Here is a 23,416-nt window from a genome sequence, read left to right as displayed (position 1 = left end):
TCAGTATTGTATGCCGAAGCGGTCACCGACTGTTTTGAGATCGGCGGCTACTGATGCCACAATGGGGATTCCTTTTACTTTTCTTTCCAATTCATATTCCCTTTCAGGGTCTCCCGGTATCAATACACGTTCATGTCCCGGTGCAGGTGTTGCGTTCCTGAATCTTTTGATCCAGTTGTCCATATGCTGTTTAAATTCTTCAGCAGGACGAAATGCATCGACCCGCATGGCTCCAAAAAAATGACCTAATCCTTTTCCCGGCATATTTTCTGGCATAGGTACATAAGCCGGGAACGGTGGCGCCCATGGACCATAACTACCCCCGCTTAAAACGGCGGAGAAAATATCGACAACAGCACCCAGTGCATACCCCTTATGGCTGCCGTGCTCTCTGTCGCTACCGAGGGGCAATAAAGCGCCTTCTTTCTTCAGGATATTTGCATCGGTTGATGGATTACCTTCTTTATCCTGTACCCATCCCAACGGAGCTTCTCCATTTTTCCTTTGCAATATTTCCAGTTTCCCATTTGCTGCGGTTGTGGTTGCCATGTCTGCTACAAAAGCCGGCTCCTCACCAGCTGGTATGGCAACAGCAATAGGGTTGGTACCTAACATTCTTTCAATTGAAAAAGTAGGGGCCACCAAAGCACTGGCGTTGGTCATGGCCATGCCAATCATATCGTGTTGTAATGCCATCATAGCATGGTACCCTGCAATACCAAAGTGATTGGTATTGCGAACACTTACCCAACCGGTGCCCACTTTTTTTGCCTTTTCGATGGCTACCTGCATGGCATAGGGTGCTACTACGAGTCCGAGACCTGCATCGCCGTCTACAACAGCAGTTGAGGGTGTTTCATGAACAATCTTTATATCGGGTGTGGTATTAATACGTTGTACTTCCCATAAACGAACATAACCACTTAACCTGGCCACACCATGACTATCTATTCCCCTGAGGTCGGCAGAAAGTAAAACGGTAGTAGCAGTAGTAGCATCTGTATCTGAACATCCCATAGCTTTAAACACAGCATAAGTAAACTGGTAAAGCGATTCATAAGAAAATAGTTGATCCATATACGCAAGGTACAAAACTGTTTTAAAGCGGTAGTAACAGCCTATTTGATTGGCCGGAGCTGAAATAATTAATCTCCTAAATGATATAACCCGTTTTTCAGGGCATATATGGCAATACCGGCAGTAGTTTTGACATTCATTTTTTCAAGGATCTTGGTACGATGACCTTCTACTGTTCTTGGGCTCATAAAAAGTGTATCGCCGATTTCTTTACTTGTTTTCTCTTCACAAATGAGTTTGATAATTTCTCTTTCTTTTTCGGAGAATAGTTTGGGGCTGGAGAGATGATAGGGATTAAAATCGCTCCTGGCAATTAACCGGATCAGCCGGCTGGAAGTTGTTTTACAGTAATAGGGGTTTCCGGCATAAACCATCCTGATGGCTTCTGTAATTTCACCACGTTCTGCATTTTTCACTATGTATCCCATGGCGCCTGCTTCCAGTGCATCCGTTACCATGGTGTCGCTGTCGAATGTAGATAAAGCGATGATCTTTGCGTCTCTTTTCAGTTGTACAATTTCCCTGATAGCAGATACACCATCCAGTTCCGGCATCCGCAAATCGGTTAACACAATATCCGGATGAAATTCTTTGTACAAATGCAATAGTTGTTTTCCATTAGAGGCGTCTCCAACTACCTTAATTAACGGATCTTTGCTTAATAGCATGAACAGTCCGTCGCGATAAATATCATGATCGTCAGCAATGACTACGGTTATTTGCAGAGTCTGTTCCATTTTATGATTGAGGGATGCTGAAATGATAACTGGTACCCTTCCCCGGTGCGGTTTCAAGATAAACTTTCCCTTTTAGTATTTCAGAACGCCGGAGAATATTTTGTAAACCAAGTCCTTTTTTTTGATCCATTGCTTCCTGCTGGTTAAAACCAGATCCATTGTCGGTTATATCCAGACAGTATTGTTTCTTTTCCTCGTATAATCTGATGTGAATCTGAGTTGCATTTGCATGTTTTATTGCATTATTCAACACCTCCTGAAATAAGCGATAAATATGTATTTCTTTTTCTTTACTCACGGAAACATCCTTTAGTTGATGCTCAAGAGAAAAATGAATTTGTGTTGCAGATGAAAGTAAATCGATCATTTCCTGAACGGCTCTTATCAATCCTTTGGATTGAAGGGTATAAGGCATGATGTTGTTTGAAATTTCTCTCAAACGTTTGGCGGTATGATCGATATGCCCGGTGGTTTTACCGATGATCAACAGGTCATTTTTATCGGTGGTATCCAGCAGGTGAAGATTCATTTTAATAGCTGAGAGCAAGGGGCCGATATCGTCGTGTAAATCGGAGGCTATTCTTGCCCTTTCCGTTTCAAGAAGTTCTACCTCCATCCTTAACTGTTCGTTGTAGAGCTTTACTCTTTTTCTGTGTTGCCGGACAATGGTTACCAGGAAGAATAAAAGAATCAGCCCGATGATGGAAGCAGTAATCAGTACCGTAAAGTAAATTCTTTCCTCGCTGGAATGCATAAGATTGCCAATGTATAAATCAAATGTGCGAAAAAATTCACAATTATCATGATAAGGAATACCTGCCGCATGAATTCATTACTCATTTCGGCCTGAAAAAAGAACATACTCTCAATAAAAACGCGAAAACTGTAATAAACAATACTGATGGAGCTTACCATAAATATGGCATTTTTCCATAAGCTGCCATGATCTGAAAAAAGGATTTTGTTGGTCTGATTAATAGAGCAAAGAATAAGTACCAGAGAATAATAGATTCTGTAAATTGAAGTAGTAATAGTAATACTGCTGAATATGAAGTTGTCATAGACCCAGATAAATAAACCAAGTACAAATAAAGTAACAAAAAGTAGTGCATTTTTATGTGAGCTCCAGCGATAAAACATCCATAAAAAAACAGGAAACTCAACCAATACATAACAATTTGCATACACAGCAGAATGTTGGCCAGATGCAATCACCAATTCAATAATCATCTGTCCCAAAAAAGCAACACAAATGAATACCGCAAAAGGCAGAAATAGCTGATCAATATTTTTTCTGCGGATATAAAGAAATACCAACGAAATGAACATTATAACTAAGGTGGTATAAGAAATAATTATCTTCAAAACACTTCTTCTTTATTTATTCAAAATTGAGTCGGAAGGACAATAAGGTGGGCATCTGTTTCCATCTTCGAGTAATAACCCTTCAGTTATATCCTCCCCATTTTTATTTACACCAACTAAAATAGCATGAATGGTTGCATCTGTTTTCTTTCCATAATAAATACGTAATGCTGTACATCCGGATTGCGATAATAATGTATTAACACTTTCTATCTCAAAAGTTTCTGACAAAGGCATACCCTCAGGTATTGATGATCTATACAGGTTTGTCATTGCAACAGCCTGTTCCAAAGAAATAGCATGATTCATATAAATTGGTTATTCAGTATTAAAAACAGGAACGGGCTGATCCCCCCATGAACCAACCCGCCCAAATATCAGTTAGTTTTTCGAAATCCTACTTTACTACCTGACCTGTTTTCAAGAAGCAGTTGAATAACCATTTCTTTGAACAGCAATGATATAGCGATTGGCAAAAAAAATATTACGTAGAACTACGCATTTTGATACGTAGTTCTACGTAATATTTGTAATAACAGACTAATTATTAATATGTTATACCTTTTTAGAAGGGTAAATCATCCATAGGCTCGGTTAACTCATTGGGTGAGTTTACTGCAGGCTGGTTAGTATACGCAGGGCTTGGGGCGGGAGTTGAATTACCATAATTACCAGGTGATTGCTGTGAACCTCCTCCTTCATTACCTTTTGTGCCTATTAACTGAATACTCAATACCCGCAGGGTCAGCGTGGCGCCATTACGCCCATCCTGGGTAGTATAAGTTCTTACATCCGGATTGCCTTCCACATATACCTGTGTACCTTTTTTCAGGTAGGGAACAACCCCGGTACGGTCAGTCCAGTAAGAACAATCAACCCAAACGGTACGGTCTTTTTGCGTACCCTGTGCATCTTTATATCGCTCGGTATGAGCCACGGTAAAATTAATGACATTCTTACCGTTCACATTGTTCAGAACGGCATCCTTGCCTAAATTCCCGATCACTAATAATTTTATCATAACAAACAGTTTCGGTAAATATCGGGAAAATGATGGTACCCGGTTACCGTATTTCCCGCAAATTTTTGAAGGTTGTTTAATGATCAGCAGATTTTGGTTTAACAACAGTTTTGTTTTTGAATGGCTACCTATAAATTGTATGAGTTATGCAGGGATTACAATTTACCATACCTACTTTACAGGATCACGGCCCGATCATTGAAGCCGAGATTCATACCGATGAAGATACTTTTCTTCACGTAAAAAATTTAAAGGGCTTCCACACTTATATTACTACCCGTTTACTGATTGATACGGGTTCGAATATATCAGGGCTTGATAAAACAATCATTCAGCGACTCAAGCTCAATCAATATCGTGACGATGCTACGGTTGATGGCGCAGGTGGCCGGTATGAATTGAAATTATTCAGGGGCATTCTATACCTCCCGATTTTCCGCGAAAAAGCATTGCCCATCGACCTGGTAGAAGGTGATTACAGTAATGCACCCTACGACGGTATCATTGGCCGCGATGTACTCAGGTATTGCAGTTTTGTATATGATGGCTGGAGCCATACTTTCAAGCTGATGGCTGTTGATGTCTGATTTTTCGCTTTTCGAAAGCCTTGCCTTACCCCATTACTGTGCTAAAGATGCCATTTAGCCGGGTTATTCGTATTTTTGCAGACTAATAATTTCAGTAATGAGCCGTAAAGGAAAAGTGTTGGTGGCAATGAGTGGCGGTATAGACAGTACCGTTACGGCACTCATGTTACACCATGAAGGGTATGAAGTAGTAGGTATTACCATGAAAACCTGGGATTATGCCAGCAGCGGTACCAGTTCAAAAGAAACAGGCTGTTGTAATATTGATTCATTCAATGATGCCAGACAGGCAGCAGTACATCATGGGTTTCCCCATTTTATTTTAGATATCAGGGAAGAATTTGGTGGCTTTGTGATCGAGAACTTTGTAGAAGAATACCTCGCAGGCCGCACACCCAATCCATGTGTTATGTGTAATACCCATATCAAATGGCGCGCCCTGCTAAAAAGAGCCAATGCACTGAACTGCGATTTTATTGCTACCGGTCACTATGCAGAAGTGAGAAAGCATGAGAATGGACGATATGTTATCAGTAAAGGTTTAGATGAACTAAAAGACCAGAGTTATGTGCTATGGGGACTTGATCAGGAATTGCTGAGCCGTACCATGATGCCTCTGGGTAAATACCACAAGAAAGATATCCGCCAAATGGCGATGGATATGGGTTATCCTGAACTGGCCAAAAAAAGTGAGAGCTACGAAATTTGTTTTGTACCCGACAATGATTACCGTGGTTTCCTGAAAAGAAATGTGGATGGACTGGAACAAAAAGTAAACGGTGGCTGGTTTGTTGATAAAAGCGGCAATAAACTTGGCCGCCATAAAGGTTATCCTTTCTATACCATCGGACAAAGAAAAGGGTTGGATATAGCATTGGGCAAGCCTGCTTATGTAACAGCTATTGACCCCGACACCAATACGGTAGTCCTGGGTGAAGAAACTGATCTTGAACAAAACGACATGCTGGTTGGAAAAATCAACTGGATGAAATATGATGGCATTACTGATGGTATGGAAGCCATTACACGCATCCGCTATAAAGACCGTGGAGCACTCTCTAACTTATATACCAGTGAGAATGGCATACGTGCACATTTTTATGAAAATGTAAAGAGCATTGCTCCAGGTCAGAGTGCCGTTTTTTATGAAGGCAATGATGTAATCGGAGGTGGTATTATTCAACGTGGTGAATTATTACCAGTGTAAAATATTACGATTTCCTCTTTAGCAACGCTACAAACATAGTGTCTGATTTCTGATGATAGCCCTTCAATAATTCCAGTTTCACCAGTTCCAGCGATTTATTTTCTGCTAACAGCAGGTTCACAATATCTTCATTCTCTCTTTTGAAAAGCGAGCAGGTGATATACATTAAATAACCACCCGGTTTAACGGTACTGATAATATTTTGACTGATCTTTTTCTGCAACGCCGTAAAAAGGGTGATCTTATCTGTTCCAAAAAAAGAAAGCTGTTCCGGTGTTCTAGACCATGTTCCGCTGCCGGTACAGGGTGCATCACAAATCACCAAATCAAAGGCATTTTCAGTGGGCTGAAAGGTTGATGTTGATAAATCTGCCTGGAAAGCATTGTACTGTGTAAGTTTTGCTTTTTCAAACCTGGCCTGAAGATTATGAAGGATACTATTACGTGCATCAGAAACAGTAAGATCAATATTTCCCAATGTATCTTTTACCAGTATCGATTTACCACCACTGGCGGCACAACAATCCCATACCTTTATAGGCGATGATAAAATATCGGCGGGGAAAAAACGACCAATCCGTTGCGAATTCAGGTCCTGAATAACTGCTTCTTCATCAATATTCAATACTGTATCCAATTTGGTGCCATTGGCCATGGCAAGGCTTGCCTTTTCAATTTCTGTAAAGTGAATTTCGGCAATCTTCAGTTTTTGTTTTACCTGTTCTTCTTTACCCGGACGAAGCCGTATAAAAAGATCTGGCTGCGTAAACTGAGCATAACATAATTCGGCAAGATCAATTCCTGCACTCATTTCTTCCTTCCATGGATATATATGCTGGATACTGAATACCGGGTATTGTTGTTCAACGTAGGCCACTCTTTCTACCAAATCATCGCTCCAGTTTTTTATCCAGTCTGGTTTATATAAACCGTTCCAATAACCGGGCATTTTCTCTGCAAAAAAAAGTGCTATACGCAAACGTTCTTTTACCGTTAACTCTTTTAACGCATGCCCAAGCCGGTAGTAACTGTAACAGAGATGAGCTATATATTTCCTGTCTTTGGCCCCGTGTTTTTTTTCAACAGCGAAATATTGTTTAAGATAATGAACGAGAGGTGTTGTTCCATTATACCCTTGTATCAGGGCAATAGCAGTATTAAAATATGACTGGAATCGCATCATGGGGTTCAGTTCATCACATTGGATCATGTTTTATCATAGATTAGCCACCAGATAAAACATAGCCCTATCAAGTTACAGTAATTTCTTTAAAATTGAATGCTCAGACCTCGAGTAAGGTCTTTACAGGATCCTTCCCAAACAGAAGCAGTTCAGGGTTTTCCAGCAACTCTTTTACGCGTACAAGAAAACTTACACTTTCTCTGCCGTCGATGATGCGGTGATCGTAGCTAAGTGCCAGATACATCATCGGGCGAATTACCACCTGGCCATTGATAGCCATTGGTCTTTCCTGTATTTTATGCATGCCTAAAATGGCACTTTGAGGAATATTGATGATCGGCGTGCTCATGAGGCTGCCAAATACACCGCCATTAGTAATGGTAAAAGTTCCACCCTGTAATTCATCAGCGGTTAATTTACTGTCTCTTGCCTTACCTGCCAGCTCTACTACTTTTTTCTCTACATCGGCCATGCTCAGGCTCTCCACATTTCTCATTACCGGTACTGTAAGTCCACGAGGCGTACTCACGGCAATACTAATATCTGCATAATCATGATATATCAACTGATCGCCATCAATGTATGCATTTACAGAGGGCCATTCTCCCAATGCAATGGCACAGGCTTTGGCGAAAAAGCTCATGAAGCCCAGATTTACGCCATGTATTTCCTTGAATTTATCTTTATATTGTTTACGCACATCCATAATACGGGTCATGTCCACTTCATTAAAAGTGGTTAACATAGCCGTTGTATTTTTTGCTTCTACCAGGCGTTTGCTGATGGTTTTACGCAGGTTACTCATTTTCTCCTGGCGTACATTCCTGCTAAACAATTCTCCACCCGGAGCCAGTGATTTTTTACCTGGATTGGATAATGCTTCCAGTACATCGTGTTTTACTATTTTACCACCAGCTCCGGTGGCCTTTATAGAACTGGGATCTACTTTTTTATCGGCAATAATGGCTGATGCCACCGGTGTTGCTTTTACATCATTTGATACAGATGTTACAGGTGCTTCATTTTTAGCAACTGGTGCTGCAGCAGGTGCTTCTTTGGCAACAGGCTGGCCTTCCGGCTTAGCAGCCGTTTCATCAATTTTAGCGAGTACATCACCAATATTCAATGTATCTCCCTCTTTACCAACGGTCGTTAAAATACCTGCCTGTTCTGCATTTACTTCAAAAGTGGCTTTTTCACTTTCAAGTTCTGCAATCACTTCATCGCGCTCTACCCACTCACCGTCTTTTTTGGTCCATTTCAACAATGTTACTTCGTTAATGGACTCTCCTACTGTTGGTACTTTTATCTCGATCATCGGAATTACCTGTTTATGATTATAAATTCAAATCTTCTTTTTATCATTAGATACCGAAAGCTGTGCTGATAATTTCAGCTTGCTCCGCAGCATGTACTTTAGCATAACCCGTTGCAGTGGCAGCGCTGGCATTTCTGCTGATGACACCAAAGTTTATGCTCTTCAGGTTCATTTGCAGGAAAGAAGCGGCACCCATATTCAATGGTTCTTCCTGTACCCAGAACCAGGTTGCTTTATTGTACTTTTTATGCAGGACCTCGAGTTGTTTATGGGGCAATGGATACAGTTGCTCCAATCGAACCACAGCCACATCCTGCCTATTTTCTTTTTGTTGCTGATCTGCCAGTTCAAAATAAATTTTACCACTACACAGTAATACTTTTTTAACCTGTGCTGCATCATTTACAAAACTGTCATCAATCAATTCTTTAAATCCGCCATTGGTGAAGTCATTGACAGAACTGTATGTGCCGGGATTTCTCAGGTTGGCTTTTGGTGAGAAATTAATCATGGGTTTACGGAAATTCCAGCTTAACTGGCGACGCAATGCATGGAAGAGATTGGCAGCCGTGGTAATATTGGTTATCACCATGTTCAGCTCTGCACACATCTGAAGAAAGCGTTCGAGACGGGCACTGCTATGCTCCGGCCCCTGTCCTTCATAACCATGTGGTAACAACATCACAACCCCATTCTGGCGTTGCCATTTTTGCTCCCCTGCTGCTATAAACTGATCAATCATCGTTTGTGCTCCATTACAGAAATCACCAAACTGCGCTTCCCATATTACCAGTGCATTAGGATTCGCCATGGCATAACCATATTCAAACCCAAGAACACCATATTCACTTAACAAAGAGTTATAAATGCGGAATTTTTCCTGGTTTTCCTGGAAATGATTCAGTCGATTATATTCTACGTTTGTGTTTTCATCACGCAGAATAGCGTGACGATGACTGAATGTACCACGTTTCACATCCTGGCCGCTCATGCGTACAATATTTCCTTCTACCAGTATGGAGCCATAAGCCAGTAATTCTGCAGTGGCCCAGTCTATCTTTTGTTCTGTTTCAAGCAGTTTAATTTTATCCTGCAATAATTTCTCCACCTTTTTCAGTGGTTTGAAATCAGCCGGCCATTGCATGAGGTTGTTGAATAAACGTTTTACTTCTGTTTCTGCAATAGCTGTTATGGGCGAATGATCAAAACTTTCTTCTGTGGCTTTACCCAAGCTTTTCCAAACCAGTTCAGGTTGCTGGTATTTATACGGTAAAGGATTTTGTTTCACTTCATCCAGACGTTCCTGCAAATCGGCCCAGAATTTTTTCTCCATTTCCTTTGCCAGTTGCTGCGCATCGGATTCTCCGTTTTGCATGAGGAACTGTGTATAGATTTCGCGGGGATTCTGGTGTTTATCGATCAGCGCATACAATTGTGGCTGTGTATACTTTGGATCATCGCCTTCATTGTGACCGTGTTTACGGTAACAAACCATATCAATGAAAATATCTGAATTAAATTCCTGACGGTAGCGGGTGGCAATCTCGGCACATTTCACTACTGCTTCTGCATCATCTCCATTTACATGTAATACAGGCGCCTGAACCATGGCCGCAATAGAAGTACAATAATCTGCACTGCGTGCATCATCAAAATCAGTGGTAAAACCAATCTGGTTATTAATTACAAAGTGAATGGTTCCGCCGGTATAATAACCCAGCAGGTTACTCATTTGTAATACTTCATACACCACACCCTGTCCGGCTACTGATGCATCGCCGTGAATGAGTATCGGTAAAATTTTATCGAAATCGCTTTTATATAAAACATCTGCTTTTGCTCTTGCAAAACCAACCACTACAGGATCAACCGCTTCAAGATGCGATGGGTTGGGCATGAGTTTAAGGTGAATGGTTTTGTTATCTGCCGTCTGTATTTCACTGCCATACCCCATATGGTATTTCACATCGCCACTACCCATTGTTTGATCCATAACCGCCGTTCCTTCAAATTCACTGAATATCTGCTCATAGGTTTTACCCATAATATTGGCCAGTATATTCAATCTCCCTCTGTGTGCCATACCAATTACCACTTCCTGCACTTCGTTATTTGCAGCTGTATTGATGATGGTATCAAGTGCAGCAATGGTTGTTTCACCACCTTCGAGTGAAAACCTTTTCTGACCGATATATTTGGTATGTAGAAATTTTTCGAACATCACCCCCTGGTTCAGTTTTTCGAGGATGCGTTTTTTCTTATCAAGTGAAAGCGGCTGTGTAAACTGCCTTTCCATTTCATTGGTAAGCCAGTCAATTTTTTTCTGATCGCTGATGTATTTGAATTCAATACCCACGTTCGAAGCATAACAACTTTCGAGATGAGTGAGTATATTTTTTAAAGTAGTGGCTCCCAAACCAATCAGGTTACCTGCCTGGTAAGTTGTATTCATGTCTGCCTCAGACAACCCAAAAAAAGACAGATCAAGATTGGCACCCCTGTCTTTTCTGGCACGGATCGGGTTGGTTTTGGCGAGTAAATGCCCCTTGTTCCTGTAACCTAGAATCAACCTGTATACCCTGATCTCCTTCATCCAATCAATTCCATCAGCAGCCACTACGGCCTGTGTGTTTGAACCAGTTACCGGTCCTGATCCATTGGCTACTGCAAAATCAAATCCCTCAAAAAACTTCTTCATGTCGGGATCAATGGCTTCAGGGTTCTGAACAAATTCCTGGTAAAGACTCTCAATAAAAGCTGGATGTGAGTTTGTGATATACGAAAAATCCTTCATGAGTAGATATTATACGTCCAATTTTAAATTACAGGTTGGCAAATATCGGTCATTGAAGGGAGAAAAAATGCCTAATTTTTGACCAATTTGGGTGGAAAGAGTCCGGAAGACGGAAAGTCCGAAAGTCAGAAAGATTTGGGTAAAAAGCCGGTTATCTTCGCTAAAAAACTGATTCCTTGGATCTCCCGGACTTTCTGACTTCCGGACTTTCGGACTTTTTTTAATAAAAAATTTCCCTGTTTGGGTTCCAGTCCTTACCTTTGCCGTCCTGAAAAAAACAGAAAATGGCAAATCATTCAGCTACCAAGAAAGATGTGAGACAAGCTGCTAAGCGTCGCGATCGTAACCGTTATTATGGTAAAACAACCCGTAACGCTATCCGTGAACTGAAAGCCGGTGCAGATACCAAGGCTTATACAGAGCAGTTACCTGACGTTCTTTCTATGATCGACAAGTTGGCTAAACGTGGTATTATCCACAAAAACAAAGCGGCTAACCTGAAGAGCAAACTGGCTAAGAAAGCAAGCGCAACCGCTTAATCCTTAACGGATTTTCAGCATAAATAGTTAACCAGCCCCTGGGCTGGTTTTTTTATGGCCCTATACCGTTATTGCTTTGGGTAATATTACTGTAAACCGGTTTACCTGATTGGGCATAGGCGAATATACCAGCGACCCTTTGTGCATATTCAGTATACGCTGAACAATGGTAAGACCCAGCCCCGCACCTGTTGTTTTTTTCTGCCGCGCATATTCTCCCCTGAAAAACGGCATCATGATTTTTTCCCTTTCCGTTTCATTCAAATGTTCACCTCTGGTATCAACATGCACCAGCACTTTGTTTTCAGTTATTTCCAATAATATCTCCACCTTCTTGTTCGTAGAATAATAGTACCCGTTGCGTATCAGGTTACTGAACATTGATTTAAGCAGGGCTTCATTTCCCCTGATGCTCAGGTCATCATCAGAAGACGGCGTATTAAGGAAAACCAGTGATATCCCGAGATCCGGGAACATTTTTACATTGATACTGATTTTATCATATAAAATTTCATCCACCCTGCAAATAGGCCAGGTGTGGTCAAAACCCTGTTGTTCAAACTGCGAAATAAGTAACAGTGAATTGGTGAGTTCAATCATTCTTTCCTGATCCTGTTTTAATGACCCGAGCACAATTCGGTATTCCTCTTCAGAAAGTCTGTTGGCCAGTGCCGACTCGGTATGCGACAACATGGTAGCAAGTGGGGTTCTGAGTTCATGTGAAGCATGATGAACAAAACTTCTTTGAAACTCAAATGTCTGCTCCAGTCGTTCCAACATGGCATTGAAATTTCTTGCCACCAGGTTCACTTCTGTAAAAGCTGCATTTTCCGGAATACGTTTCCTCAGATCTACTTCCGAAGTGGTTTCCATTTGCTTACTTAAAGCCAGCAATGGTTGAGACACCTGGTTACTAAACAAGAAAGAGATGAAAGTGCTGATCAGCAATGCCACAGCAAATACAATCAATAAAATCAGTTTCAGGTTTTGTAACCGTTTTAACCCTGATTCATCGATTCCCGATATTACCATTTGTATTTTCTCGAGAGGTAAATACAGTCCTATATATTGGCGATCACCTGAAGCTTCGGTATGGTCTGCTGCTATATTTATTTTTTGAAATATGGTACTGAAGCGGGTACTATCAGTTGTTTCAGGAATTGAAAAAAGCATATGCCGGTTTGAATCGAGGATCAGCATCTCTTCTCCGGAAATAATACTGCTGTGTACTTCACGAATTATTTCCAGTGACTTGCCCTGGTCTTCATTTCCCAGTTTTGATAAAAGCCGATACACTTCCAGTCCTTCAGATCTCATCCTGCTGTAAAAATCCTGTTGCCGGTAATTTGCGTATAAAAAATAAATACTGACAAAACAAATCAGCAGGATTACTGCAACAGCAGAAGTAAACCGCAACGCAAATCGGAGTTTAAAACTCATCCCAGGTTTAATTTATTTGATGTAATAACCAAATCCGGGTTTTGTATGAATCAGTTTCTGTTCAAATGGTTTATCAATCTTGTTGCGGAGGAAACTGATATATACTTCAATGGTATTGGTACCTGTATCAAAACTCAGGTCCCATACTTTTTCCAGTATTTCCTGTTTGGAGATTACCCTGTCACGGTTACGCGCCAATAAAGTAAGCAGGGTAAATTCTTTTGCTGTCAGGTTAATTTGAAGTTCACCACGTGTTACCGATTTATTTCTCATATCGATTGTAAGATCATCCACCACAATTTTCTCGTCTTCTGCAGGTTTATCTGTTCTTTTAAGCAATGCCTTTACCCGGGCAAATAATTCTTCAAAGTGAAAAGGTTTTACCATGTAGTCGTCGGCACCCAGATCAAAAGCTTCTACTTTATCCTGTATCTGTCCAATTGCCGTTAACATAACAATGGGTACGGTTTTATTGGCTGCCCTGAATTCTTTACACAATTCCAGTCCGCTTTTATAAGGCAGATTTACATCTAGTAAAATGATGGAATAGGTTTTCGACCTGAAAAAGATTTCAGCTTCTTTTCCATCAACAGCCAGATCTACCAGGTATCCCTGCCGCTTTAATTCGTCCCGTACTATCTGGCCAAGTTTGGCTTCATCCTCTACCAGTAATATACTATGCGGGTTTTCCATTACTTTGAATAAATTTTCAACTTGAAAGTAATGAAAAAAATACTGCTTCTCCTACAAGTATTCCTGACTACCACATTATTTGCCCAGAAATGGCAAACTGTTTTTGAAAAAACGGCTGGTAAAGAAACCGTTACGTACGAGCAATGCATACGTTATTATAAAGAACTGGATGCAGCATTTCCGAGTATCAGGATCAAAGAATTTGGATTAACTGATGCCGGTTACCCGTTACATCTTGTTCTATTCAGTACCGACGGAAAACATGATCCTTTACAGTGGCATAAGGAGAATAAAGTTGTTATTATGATCAACAACGGCATTCACCCCGGCGAACCAGATGGCATTGATGCCAGCATGATGCTGCTCCGTGACCTTGTTACCGGAAAACTCAAAGCCCCCGACAATGTGGTACTTGGTATTATTCCAGTGTACAATATTGGTGGAAGTTTAAACAGAACCAGTTTTTCCAGGGTAAACCAGGAAGGGCCTGTGAGTTATGGTTTCAGGGGCAATGCACAAAACCTGGACCTGAACCGGGATTTTATTAAAAGCGACAGCCGTGAGGCCAAAGAATTTGCCCGCATTTTTCAATTCCTGAATCCCGATATATTGGTAGACAATCATGTAAGTGATGGTGCAGACTACCAGCATACCATGACCCTGCTTACTTCTCAACATAGTAAACTTGGTTCTGTATTGGGAGACTACCTGCATGATGTATTTGAACCTTCTTTGTACAAAGGGATGGAACAAAAAAACTGGCCGCTGGTTCCTTATGTGAGTTTTGAAGGGGGTAATCCTGAAAGAAACTGGGTAGCTTTTTATGATCCTCCACGCTATAGCAGCGGTTATGCTACTTTATTTCAAACAATGGCATTTATGCCTGAAACACATATGCTAAAACCTTTTGAGCAAAGGGTTAAAAGTACTTATTCACTGATGCAAACATTCCTGGAAGAAGCTACCAAACAGGCTGCTGCCATTAAATCAACAAGGCAAAAAGCTATTGAGACTATTCGTTTCCAGCAGGAATTTCCGCTTACTTACCGCGTTGATACATCTCGTTACGATATGGTACGTTTTCTGGGGTATGCATCTGCACAAAAAACCAGCGATGTTACCGGTATGAACAGGATGTATTATGACCGGACTAAACCCTATACCAAAGAGATCAAATATTTCAATTATTTCAGGGGAGAACAGTTTGTTCAAAAACCAAAAGCCTATATTATTCCACAAGGCTGGCATGAGGTGATAGAATTATTAAGTATCAATAAAGTAAATATGCAGCGGTTAAAAAATGATACACTTATTGAAGTTGAGGTAACTAAAATAAGTGAGTACAGGACAGCTACCCGCTCATTTGAAAAACATTACCGACAATCAGGTGTAAAACTGAGTACCGATATGCAAAAAATACAGTTCAGGAAAGGAGATTATTTATTTTATACGGGCCAGTCAGCAGATCGTTTCCTTTTCGAAACACTGGAGCCCGGTGCTGATGACAGTTATTTTTCCTGGAATTTTTTTGATGCCATTCTGCAACAGAAAGAAGGTTATAGCAATTATCGTTGGGAAGATGTAGCAGCAGCATACCTTAAAGAACATCCCGAACTCAGGGCTGAACTGGATGCAAAGAAAAAAGCAGATGAAAAATTTGCTGCCAATGCAAGCGCTCAACTGGATTTTGTATATAAAAACTCACCCTATTACGAACCTGCACATATGCGGTACCCAGTGTTTAAGTTGAGATGAGTGATGAGGTTTGGGTCCATGGTTGATGGTCCATAGTCCATAGTAAAAATATCTGCTTTACTATGGACTATGGACCATTAACTATCTACCTTCTCATACTGCAACAATTTCCTCGCGATAAATACGGAGAACAATACAATTGCAATACTGAGATAACCTACCCAGGAATAATGAACTATGGTGTGATCGGGTTTACTGATTACAATGGCCCCTGCAATCAGCGATGCAATACCTGAAAACAACTGTTGAATAGAGCCATTAAAACTCATAAAACTTCCACGTTGTTCTGCAGGTACTACATTACTGATGATGGCCTGTGCGGGAATACCTCTTCCGGTACTTAATACAAACCAGATACCCGTTACCATCAATACATAGTAATATTTGATAGCTGGCATATTGGTAATCAGAAAAATAGGAATAAGCGATACCAATGCAAAAACGATAAAAGTGTTATGCTTACCATATTTGTCTGCCAGTTTCCCAATAAATGGAGAAGTGAAAAAAGTAGCAAGCCCACCCACCATATAAATCATGTTACGCTGCGTATCCGTAAACCCAACATTGAATTCCATATATGGATTGAGGAAAGGAATAATCAGAAAATGCCCAAGCATTAATGCACCCGATAAACCAAGTGCTACCAGTTGTTTGCGGCTACTGATCACATTCTTCAGCATCAGCATGGGTTTAATTCTTACACCATGAATATGATCAGACATTGGTGGTAAGTATCGACTCAATAACAATATAATGATAATGCCAAGACCCCCTATCGCTAAAAATGGTGTATGCCAGCCCATCCATCCGGCCATGTATAATGCCGCGGGTACTCCCACAATAGATGCCAGCGAAAAAGCGGAGAATAAAATACCCATCGCCTGTCCTCTTTTCTCATAAGGAAAACTATCAGCCACAATACTCAGAACCTGAGCTCCTATCAGCCCGCCAAATAATCCCGCTGTAATTCTTGCAGCAAGTAATAAAGTATAAGTTGGGGCGATACCACAGCAGATGGTGCCAATTACAAAACCGATATACCCGAATAACAATACTTTTTTACGGTCATACCCATCCACAAAAAAGGCAGCCGCAAATCCGGAGGCGGCCGCACTGATACTATATGAAGCTACTATGACGCTAAATTGTCCGGGCGTAATCTTGAAATAAGGCATCAGGAAATTACCCAGTGGCATCATCACCATAAAATCGAGGATATGCGTAAAGTTTACACTGGCCAACAAAATCAACAAAATCCTTTCTTTCCAATTCATATAATCGTCTTTAGATCGAATAACAAAAAATTTAAGGGAGTAAGTTTAATAACCACAAATAAAAAAGGTAACCCAGTCGAGTTACCTGATGATATTTTATTCTTCCAGACGTTTGACTTCTCCGCTCCCGCTTATTTTTTGCGAAACAGTGGCTGCTCCCTTATAGTAGACCGACCCAACACCACGAATGGTAACATCAAGGTTAGTGTCTGCAAATACTTTTACATCACCACTACCTGCAATTTTCACTGAGGCATTTTCGGCTTTCAGGGTCTCGGCATTACAGTCGCCCACTCCATTGATCTGTATTTTAGCATTCCTGGTCTCGCCGCTCAATACCAGAGAGCCACTGCCGCTTATTTCTGCTTCCAGCTCAGGGGTATTGAGATCTAATTTTAAATCGCCCACACCCGATACACGCAGTTTCAGGCGATCGGAACCAGTGAATTTATTAGTGCCGGAAATATTTCCTGAACCCGATAAAGTGAGTTGTTCCAGTCTGTCGGTGGTAATATATATTTTGAGTCTTTCGCTGTTGATAAAACGAATATTGTTCCTCATTTTAATCACCAATACATCATCATCCATTTCGGTAATAATATATTGTTGCAAGTTCTCGTCTGCCTCCACTCTTACCTCGGTACCATTACCCTGGGTAAGTTCCACATCCATAAAACCTGAAAGTCTGATTCGGTGCGCATTCAGTCCTTTACGTTCTTCCACGGATATGATACCATTGCCTTTTACGCTTTCTGAATCAATAAAAATGCAGGATCCGGCCATTACCAGGATGGCAAATATCACCAATAAGGTTCTCATATGATTGTTTTAAGACCCCGAAAATATTGAAAAGCCCATGCAATTCAGCACCATTCCTAAGGATTTTATAACCACTGATACCACTTGAACGCCTCCAAAAATTCATTTACCTTCGCGCCATGACAGAAAAAATCCTCATTCTTGATTTTGGCAGCCAGTATACCCAGTTGATTGCCCGCGCCGTTCGCGAAGCCAACGTTTATTGCGAAATCATCCCTTTTCACAAGGCTTTTACCTATGAAGAAGGATTAAAAGGCATTATCCTGAGCGGATCGCCTTTCAGTGTAAATGAGGAAAATGCCCCGAATGTTGATATAGCAGCCATGATCGGTAAAGTACCGGTACTGGGTGTTTGTTATGGCGCACAACTGACTGCTAAAAATTTCGGTGGCCGGGTAGATAAATCGAACAAAAGAGAATATGGAAGAGCCAGAATGGAAGTGTTGAAAGAAGATCAGCTACTGAAAGGTGTTTCCACAGGCTCGCAGGTTTGGATGAGCCATAGCGATTCAATTGTTTCCTTGCCTGAGGGATTTGTAATTACCGCCATTACAGAAAGCATCCCCATCGCTGCATTCAAAAAAACAACTACCGATACCTTTCCTTTATATGGCATCCAGTTTCATCCTGAAGTATATCATTCAACAGAAGGAAAAAAAATTATCAGAAATTTCCTCGTTAATATATGTAGTTGCAATCAGGACTGGACACCCGCTTCCTTTGTTCATGAAACAGTGGAAGAGTTGAAAAAACAAATTGGCGATCATCATGTAATTATGGCGCTTAGTGGCGGTGTAGACAGTACGGTAGCTGCCACATTAATCAGCAAAGCCATTGGCAACAGGTTACATGGCATATTTGTAGACAATGGTGTACTGAGAAAAGATGAATTTCAACAGGTACTGGATACCTATAAAACCATCGGTCTTAATGTTACAGGTATAGATGCCAGACAACTTTTTTATAATGAGTTTAAAGACAAAACAGATCCGGAAGCAAAACGAAAAGTAATCGGTCGTCTGTTTATTGATGTATTTCAGGAAGAAGCTAAAAAAGTAGCCGGTGTAAAGTTCCTCGGACAAGGCACTATCTACCCCGATGTAATTGAAAGCGTAAGTGTTCATGGTCCTTCACAAACCATCAAATCGCATCATAATGTGGGTGGGTTACCAGATACCATGCACCTCGACCTTGTTGAACCGCTTCGTTATTTATTTAAAGATGAAGTAAGAAAAGTAGGGCTTGAAATGGGTATTCCGGCAGATATGATTAACCGTCACCCTTTCCCCGGACCTGGTTTGGCCATCCGGATATTGGGAGAAGTAACCGAAGAAAAAGTAGCCTTATTACAGGCAGCAGATGATATCTATATCAAAGCGTTGAAATCACATAATCTATATACACAGGTATGGCAGGCCGGTGCCATTTTATTACCGGTAAAAAGTGTGGGTGTAATGGGCGATGAACGTACTTATGAATTTACAGTTGCATTAAGAGCCGTTACTTCTGTTGATGGGATGACTGCAGACTGGGCCCATCTGCCTTATGAATTTCTGGCACATGTGTCGAATGAGATTATTAATAATGTTAGGGGTATTAACAGGGTTGTTTACGACATCAGCAGTAAACCACCTGCTACTATCGAGTGGGAATAGTTGTAAAATGCGAAGTCATATAAAAATCATATTATCCTTTCTGCTGTTCATCTGCCTGATGAATAATACTCATTCGCAAACTACTGAAAGGGTATACAAGATTGCGGTATTTGCACCTGTGTACGTAGATTCTGCATTTACTCCCGACGGTACTTATCGTTTAGGTAGCCAGATATTACCAAGGTATATGATGCCCGGACTTGATTTTTACAACGGTATCATGCTTGCGGTTGATTCTCTCAGTAAAGAACAGGCGCCAGTTGAAGTGGTGTTTTATGACACCAGGTCTGCCAAAGGAAATATAAGTTATGCTTTAACCGATACTACACTGCGTGAGGTTTCACTTATAATTGCGTCGTTTAACAACCGGGCAGAAATAAAACCACTAGCCGATTTTGCATTGGAACATGAGATACCATTGATCTCACACACCTATCCAAATGATGGCGGGATTAGTGAAAACCCCTATTTTATTCTTATTAATCCCACACTAAAAACACACCTGGAAGGCATCTATCGGTATTTGCAACGTGTATACCCTACAAGTAATATCAGCATGTTCAGGAGAAAAGGTGGTGTAGAAGACCTCATACAATCAACATTCAGCGATATCAGCCGTACAACCTCTGGTGTACCCCTGAGAATAAAAACAGTGGAACTAACAGACAGTTTTACAACCAGCCAGGTAATTAGCTATCTCGACAGTACCCGGCAAAATATTATCATCTGCGGATCCCTGAATGAAACTTTTGGGGCCAATCTCGTAAAATCACTCAGTGAATCGAGAAAATACAGGAGCATTGCAATGGGTATGCCTACATGGGATGCCTTAAGAGGAGTAGACAGAAATATTGAAATCATCTACACCACTCCCTATCATTTTATCAGAACAGATAAACTGGGGCTTGATATTACTAATGCCTACAGAAATAAATTCTCAGGTAGACCCAGCGATATGGTCTTTAAAGGTTTTGAAGCCATGTATCGTTTTACCAGGCTACTTGTGAAACATGAGGGTAAACTGATATCCAATATCAACGATAAAAGTGTAAAACTCTTTAATGATTTCGATATTCAGCCGGTAAGACCCTATAGCAGTAATGCCGGAGCCGTTGACTATCTTGAGAATAAAAAACTGTACTATATCCGAAAAATGGATGGTCAGATACGTTCAGTCAGCCAGCAATAATTCAACAATCAGTTTATTTTTTTGTTAGTGATGCCGTGAAATCATTCAAGGGCAATAAAAAAAGTCTACCCTCTAAAGTCTGTGTAACCTGTAATCGGCCATTTAGCTGGCGGAAGAAATGGGAAAAAGTATGGGCTGAATTAAAATATTGCTCCGAGCGGTGTAAAAAAAATAAAAATAACCAGTAAGCCCGCTTTTCTAATAAAGCAATATCAAAAGCCATCTGAAATGAATATTTTAGATGATTCTAATTACAGCCCCATTTGTCTGGTAAATGAAAAGCAAAATAACAGAAGGACAATTCGTCATTGAACAATGGCTTTCGGGTAAAGGTTTTTCACCTTTTGCTTTTCAGTTAGAAGCATGGAACCAGATTCAAAAAGGAGATAGCGGTTTAATCAATGCACCTACAGGTTGTGGCAAAACATTTTCCATTTTTCTTGGAAGTATTATTCAGTTTATCAATGATCATCCACACGATTACCGTTCCAGAAAAAATAATGGTCTACAATTGTTATGGGTAACTCCTTTGAGGGCTTTGGCAAAAGATATCGGCAGGGCCATGGAAGAAGTAATTGCAGCATTGAATATGTCATGGCGAATAGGTATTCGTAACGGGGATACAGATACAGCTGAAAGGCAGAAACAGAAAAGAAATATGCCCGAAGTGCTGATTATTACGCCTGAGAGTCTGCATTTATTGCTGGCACAGAAAGGTTATCCTGAGCTGTTTAACTGTTTACGAATTGTTGCTGTTGATGAATGGCATGAACTGTTGGGAGGTAAAAGAGGTGTACTGGTTGAGTTGGCCATATCGCGTCTGGCAGGTATAGCTAAAATAAATAATCGTCCGCTGTCTGTGTGGGGCATCAGCGCTACAATTGGCAATCTCGAAGAAGCCAAAGAAGTATTGCTGTCTCCTATCCGGCAAAATGGCGTAATCATCCGTGCACAGATCGATAAACAAATCGAAATAAAATCGATCATACCAGATGAAATTGAAAAATATCCCTGGGCCGGACACCTTGGCATCAAGCTTGCAGAAAAAATTATCCCCATCATTGAAGCAAGTAATACCACGCTGATCTTTATCAACACAAGAGGAATGACAGAAACATGGTACCAGACCATTCTATCGATTGCTCCTCACCTGGCTGGCGCCATTGCGTTACATCATGGAAGTATTGAACAAGAGCTCAGGCAATGGGTAGAAGATGCATTACATACACAAAAATTAAAAGCTGTAGTTTGTACCGCAAGTCTTGATCTGGGTGTTGACTTTCGCCCGGTTGATACTGTTATACAGGTAGGTTCTCCCAAAGGGGTTGCACGTTTTTTACAACGGGCTGGCAGAAGTGGTCACCAACCCGGCGAGATGAGCCGTATTTATTTTCTGCCGACTCATTCATTGGAACTGGTAGAAGCCGTTGCTTTAAAAACTGCGATAGAAAAAAATGTAATCGAAAAACGAGAACCTGTTTTGCTTGCTTATGACGTGCTTTTGCAATATTTATGTACGCTTGCCATCAGTGAGGGATTCCGTGCAGACGAAATGTTGAAAGAAATTAAAGACACACATTGTTTTGCTGACATGCAGGACCAGGAATGGCAGGATGTATTACTGCATATTACACAGGGCGGCACTGCACTGCAACAATACGATGAATACAGAAAAGTAGAGATCAAAGATGGCATCTATAAAATTACCAACAGGAGAATTGCCATGCGGCATCGTATGCATATCGGTACCATCGTAAGTGATGCGATGCTGAAAGTGAAACTCATGAATGGAAAATTTATTGGTGTTATTGAAGAATGGTTTATCAGCAGGCTCGAACCAGGTTCTGTTTTTACGCTTGCCGGGCGCAACCTGGAGTTGATTGGCATTAAAGAAATGACTGTAACGGTGAAACCTTCTTCATCTAAAAAGTCAATTGTGCCAAGCTGGATGGGAGGGCGAATGCCTTTAACGGCTAACCTCGGCCTTATGCTTCGAAAGACTTTTGACCACGCACTTGGTAAAAAAACCAAAGAACCTGAATTATTGGCACTAACGCCTCTGTTTGAACTCCAGAAATCACTATCACATATTCCCAAAGAAAATGAGTTGCTTATAGAGCATATAGAAACAAAAGACGGGTTTCATGTATTTGTTTACCCTTTTGAAGGAAGACTTGTTCACGAAGCGATGGCAGCTTTGCTCGCCTGGCGAATGAGCAAAATATTACCCATTACCTTTTCATTTGTAATGAACGACTATGGTTTTGAATTACTAAGCGATCAGCCTATTCCTTTAGACGACAGTAATGTTACCGAATTATTCAGTACTGAGAATTTACTGAACGATATTACACAAAGTGTGAACTCAATGGAAATGGCTAAAAGAAAATTCAGGGATATCTCAGTAATCGGGGGCCTCGTGTTCCAGGGTTATCCGGGTGAACAAAAGAAAGCCAGACACCTGCAATCCTCAGCTTCTCTGCTCTTCAAGGTATTCAGTGACTATGAACCCAATAATCTCTTACTCAGGCAGGCTTACCAGGAAGTATTTGATCAACAGATGGAAGAAGTAAGATTAAGAAATACCTTAACAAGAATTATTAATGGTAAAATTGTTATCCGGTTTCCAAATCGGTTAACCCCTTTTTGTTTCCCAATTAAAGTAGACAGTATGCGTGAAAATATGTCGTCGGAACAACTGGAAGACAGGGTACGAAGAATGCAACAACAACTTCTCTGAACATTGACGCTTGTATCTTTATC

The 23,416-nt window shown here is 40.9% G+C and carries 21 protein-coding genes; 8 read left to right on the top strand and 13 right to left on the bottom strand.

All coding sequences use genetic code 11. The features are described from left to right. From KXJ59_RS01300 to ssb, 6 genes are all read right to left on the bottom strand, one after another. Positions 1 to 1,077, bottom strand: a complete 1,077-nt coding sequence (locus KXJ59_RS01300) for an Ldh family oxidoreductase (protein WP_295200271.1) — start codon at positions 1,075 to 1,077, stop codon at positions 1 to 3. Between the two features lie 68 nt (positions 1,078 to 1,145). Continuing rightward, positions 1,146 to 1,814 carry a response regulator transcription factor gene (locus KXJ59_RS01295; protein WP_295200269.1) on the bottom strand — a complete coding sequence of 223 codons (669 nt, stop codon included), beginning with the start codon at positions 1,812 to 1,814 and terminating at the stop codon, positions 1,146 to 1,148. A 1-nt stretch (position 1,815) separates the two neighbouring features. Beyond that, positions 1,816 to 2,568, bottom strand: a complete 753-nt coding sequence (locus tag KXJ59_RS01290; protein WP_295200267.1) for an ATP-binding protein — start codon at positions 2,566 to 2,568, stop codon at positions 1,816 to 1,818. Then, positions 2,529 to 3,143, bottom strand: a complete 615-nt coding sequence (locus tag KXJ59_RS01285) for a hypothetical protein (RefSeq protein WP_295200265.1) — start codon at positions 3,141 to 3,143, stop codon at positions 2,529 to 2,531. The genes KXJ59_RS01290 and KXJ59_RS01285 overlap by 40 nt, the downstream gene beginning before the upstream one ends. Before the next feature lie 48 nt (positions 3,144 to 3,191). Next, entirely contained in the window at positions 3,192 to 3,488 is a 297-nt protein-coding gene (locus KXJ59_RS01280; RefSeq protein ID WP_295200263.1) for a hypothetical protein, read from the bottom strand. 256 nt (positions 3,489 to 3,744) lie between these two features. Next, positions 3,745 to 4,200, bottom strand: coding sequence for a single-stranded DNA-binding protein (ssb, locus tag KXJ59_RS01275; protein WP_295200261.1), 456 nt, complete (start codon positions 4,198 to 4,200; stop codon positions 3,745 to 3,747). 146 nt (positions 4,201 to 4,346) lie between these two features. Between ssb and KXJ59_RS01270 the strand changes: the two genes are divergently transcribed. Together KXJ59_RS01270 and mnmA are read left to right on the top strand one after the other, a co-directional pair. Further along, positions 4,347 to 4,787: an aspartyl protease family protein gene (locus tag KXJ59_RS01270; RefSeq protein WP_295200259.1), complete on the top strand. Its 441-nt coding sequence runs from the start codon at positions 4,347 to 4,349 to the stop codon at positions 4,785 to 4,787. Between the two features lie 97 nt (positions 4,788 to 4,884). After that, complete coding sequence (gene mnmA, locus KXJ59_RS01265) at positions 4,885 to 5,994, top strand: tRNA 2-thiouridine(34) synthase MnmA (protein ID WP_295200257.1); 1,110 nt, start codon at positions 4,885 to 4,887, stop codon at positions 5,992 to 5,994. A 4-nt stretch (positions 5,995 to 5,998) separates the two neighbouring features. On the opposite strand, the gene KXJ59_RS01260 is transcribed toward mnmA, so the two are convergent. From KXJ59_RS01260 to KXJ59_RS01250, 3 genes are all read right to left on the bottom strand, one after another. Then, positions 5,999 to 7,204, bottom strand: a complete 1,206-nt coding sequence (locus KXJ59_RS01260; protein ID WP_295200255.1) for a methyltransferase domain-containing protein — start codon at positions 7,202 to 7,204, stop codon at positions 5,999 to 6,001. Between the two features lie 73 nt (positions 7,205 to 7,277). Then, positions 7,278 to 8,495, bottom strand: a complete 1,218-nt coding sequence (odhB, locus tag KXJ59_RS01255; RefSeq protein WP_295200253.1) for a 2-oxoglutarate dehydrogenase complex dihydrolipoyllysine-residue succinyltransferase — start codon at positions 8,493 to 8,495, stop codon at positions 7,278 to 7,280. Between the two features lie 46 nt (positions 8,496 to 8,541). Beyond that, positions 8,542 to 11,289: a 2-oxoglutarate dehydrogenase E1 component gene (locus tag KXJ59_RS01250; RefSeq protein WP_295200250.1), complete on the bottom strand. Its 2,748-nt coding sequence runs from the start codon at positions 11,287 to 11,289 to the stop codon at positions 8,542 to 8,544. A 284-nt stretch (positions 11,290 to 11,573) separates the two neighbouring features. On the opposite strand from KXJ59_RS01250, the gene rpsT reads away from it, so the two are divergent. After that, positions 11,574 to 11,828 (top strand): 30S ribosomal protein S20, encoded by a 255-nt coding sequence (rpsT, locus tag KXJ59_RS01245; protein ID WP_295200249.1) that lies wholly within the window; start codon positions 11,574 to 11,576, stop codon positions 11,826 to 11,828. Positions 11,829 to 11,888: 60 nt separating this feature from the next. On the opposite strand, the gene KXJ59_RS01240 is transcribed toward rpsT, so the two are convergent. Beyond that, the gene (locus KXJ59_RS01240) at positions 11,889 to 13,268 is read right to left on the bottom strand and encodes a HAMP domain-containing sensor histidine kinase (RefSeq protein ID WP_295200248.1); all 1,380 of its coding nucleotides are present in this window, start codon (positions 13,266 to 13,268) and stop codon (positions 11,889 to 11,891) included. A gap of 12 nt (positions 13,269 to 13,280) precedes the next feature. Beyond that, positions 13,281 to 13,961, bottom strand: a complete 681-nt coding sequence (locus KXJ59_RS01235) for a response regulator transcription factor (RefSeq protein ID WP_295200247.1) — start codon at positions 13,959 to 13,961, stop codon at positions 13,281 to 13,283. A gap of 30 nt (positions 13,962 to 13,991) precedes the next feature. On the opposite strand from KXJ59_RS01235, the gene KXJ59_RS01230 reads away from it, so the two are divergent. Beyond that, positions 13,992 to 15,716, top strand: coding sequence for a M14 family metallopeptidase (locus KXJ59_RS01230; RefSeq protein WP_295200246.1), 1,725 nt, complete (start codon positions 13,992 to 13,994; stop codon positions 15,714 to 15,716). Positions 15,717 to 15,793: 77 nt separating this feature from the next. Here KXJ59_RS01230 and KXJ59_RS01225 read toward each other — a convergent pair whose 3' ends face one another. Then, on the bottom strand, positions 15,794 to 16,990 hold the full coding sequence (locus KXJ59_RS01225) for an MFS transporter (RefSeq protein ID WP_295200245.1): 1,197 nt from the start codon (positions 16,988 to 16,990) through the stop codon (positions 15,794 to 15,796). 96 nt (positions 16,991 to 17,086) lie between these two features. Further along, the gene (locus tag KXJ59_RS01220) at positions 17,087 to 17,809 is read right to left on the bottom strand and encodes a head GIN domain-containing protein (RefSeq protein WP_295200244.1); all 723 of its coding nucleotides are present in this window, start codon (positions 17,807 to 17,809) and stop codon (positions 17,087 to 17,089) included. A gap of 119 nt (positions 17,810 to 17,928) precedes the next feature. Here KXJ59_RS01220 and guaA point away from each other — a divergent pair, with 119 nt between their 5' ends. The 4 genes from guaA (at position 17,929) to KXJ59_RS01205 (ending at position 23,393) form a co-directional block, all read left to right on the top strand. Beyond that, positions 17,929 to 19,464 carry a glutamine-hydrolyzing GMP synthase gene (gene guaA, locus KXJ59_RS01215; protein ID WP_295200243.1) on the top strand — a complete coding sequence of 512 codons (1,536 nt, stop codon included), beginning with the start codon at positions 17,929 to 17,931 and terminating at the stop codon, positions 19,462 to 19,464. 7 nt (positions 19,465 to 19,471) lie between these two features. Next, positions 19,472 to 20,653, top strand: coding sequence for a hypothetical protein (locus KXJ59_RS01210; RefSeq protein ID WP_295200242.1), 1,182 nt, complete (start codon positions 19,472 to 19,474; stop codon positions 20,651 to 20,653). Positions 20,654 to 20,688: 35 nt separating this feature from the next. Then, positions 20,689 to 20,841: a DUF2256 domain-containing protein gene (locus KXJ59_RS15965; RefSeq protein WP_363265447.1), complete on the top strand. Its 153-nt coding sequence runs from the start codon at positions 20,689 to 20,691 to the stop codon at positions 20,839 to 20,841. 86 nt (positions 20,842 to 20,927) lie between these two features. Beyond that, on the top strand, positions 20,928 to 23,393 hold the full coding sequence (locus KXJ59_RS01205) for a ligase-associated DNA damage response DEXH box helicase (protein ID WP_295200241.1): 2,466 nt from the start codon (positions 20,928 to 20,930) through the stop codon (positions 23,391 to 23,393). The last annotated feature ends 23 nt before the right edge of the window (positions 23,394 to 23,416 follow it).

The organism is Sediminibacterium sp. (assembly GCF_019264485.1).
In the GTDB taxonomy this organism is placed as follows: domain Bacteria; phylum Bacteroidota; class Bacteroidia; order Chitinophagales; family Chitinophagaceae; genus Sediminibacterium.
Note: the sequence above shows the minus strand (reverse complement) of the source record. Positions and strands in the feature narration are given on the sequence as shown.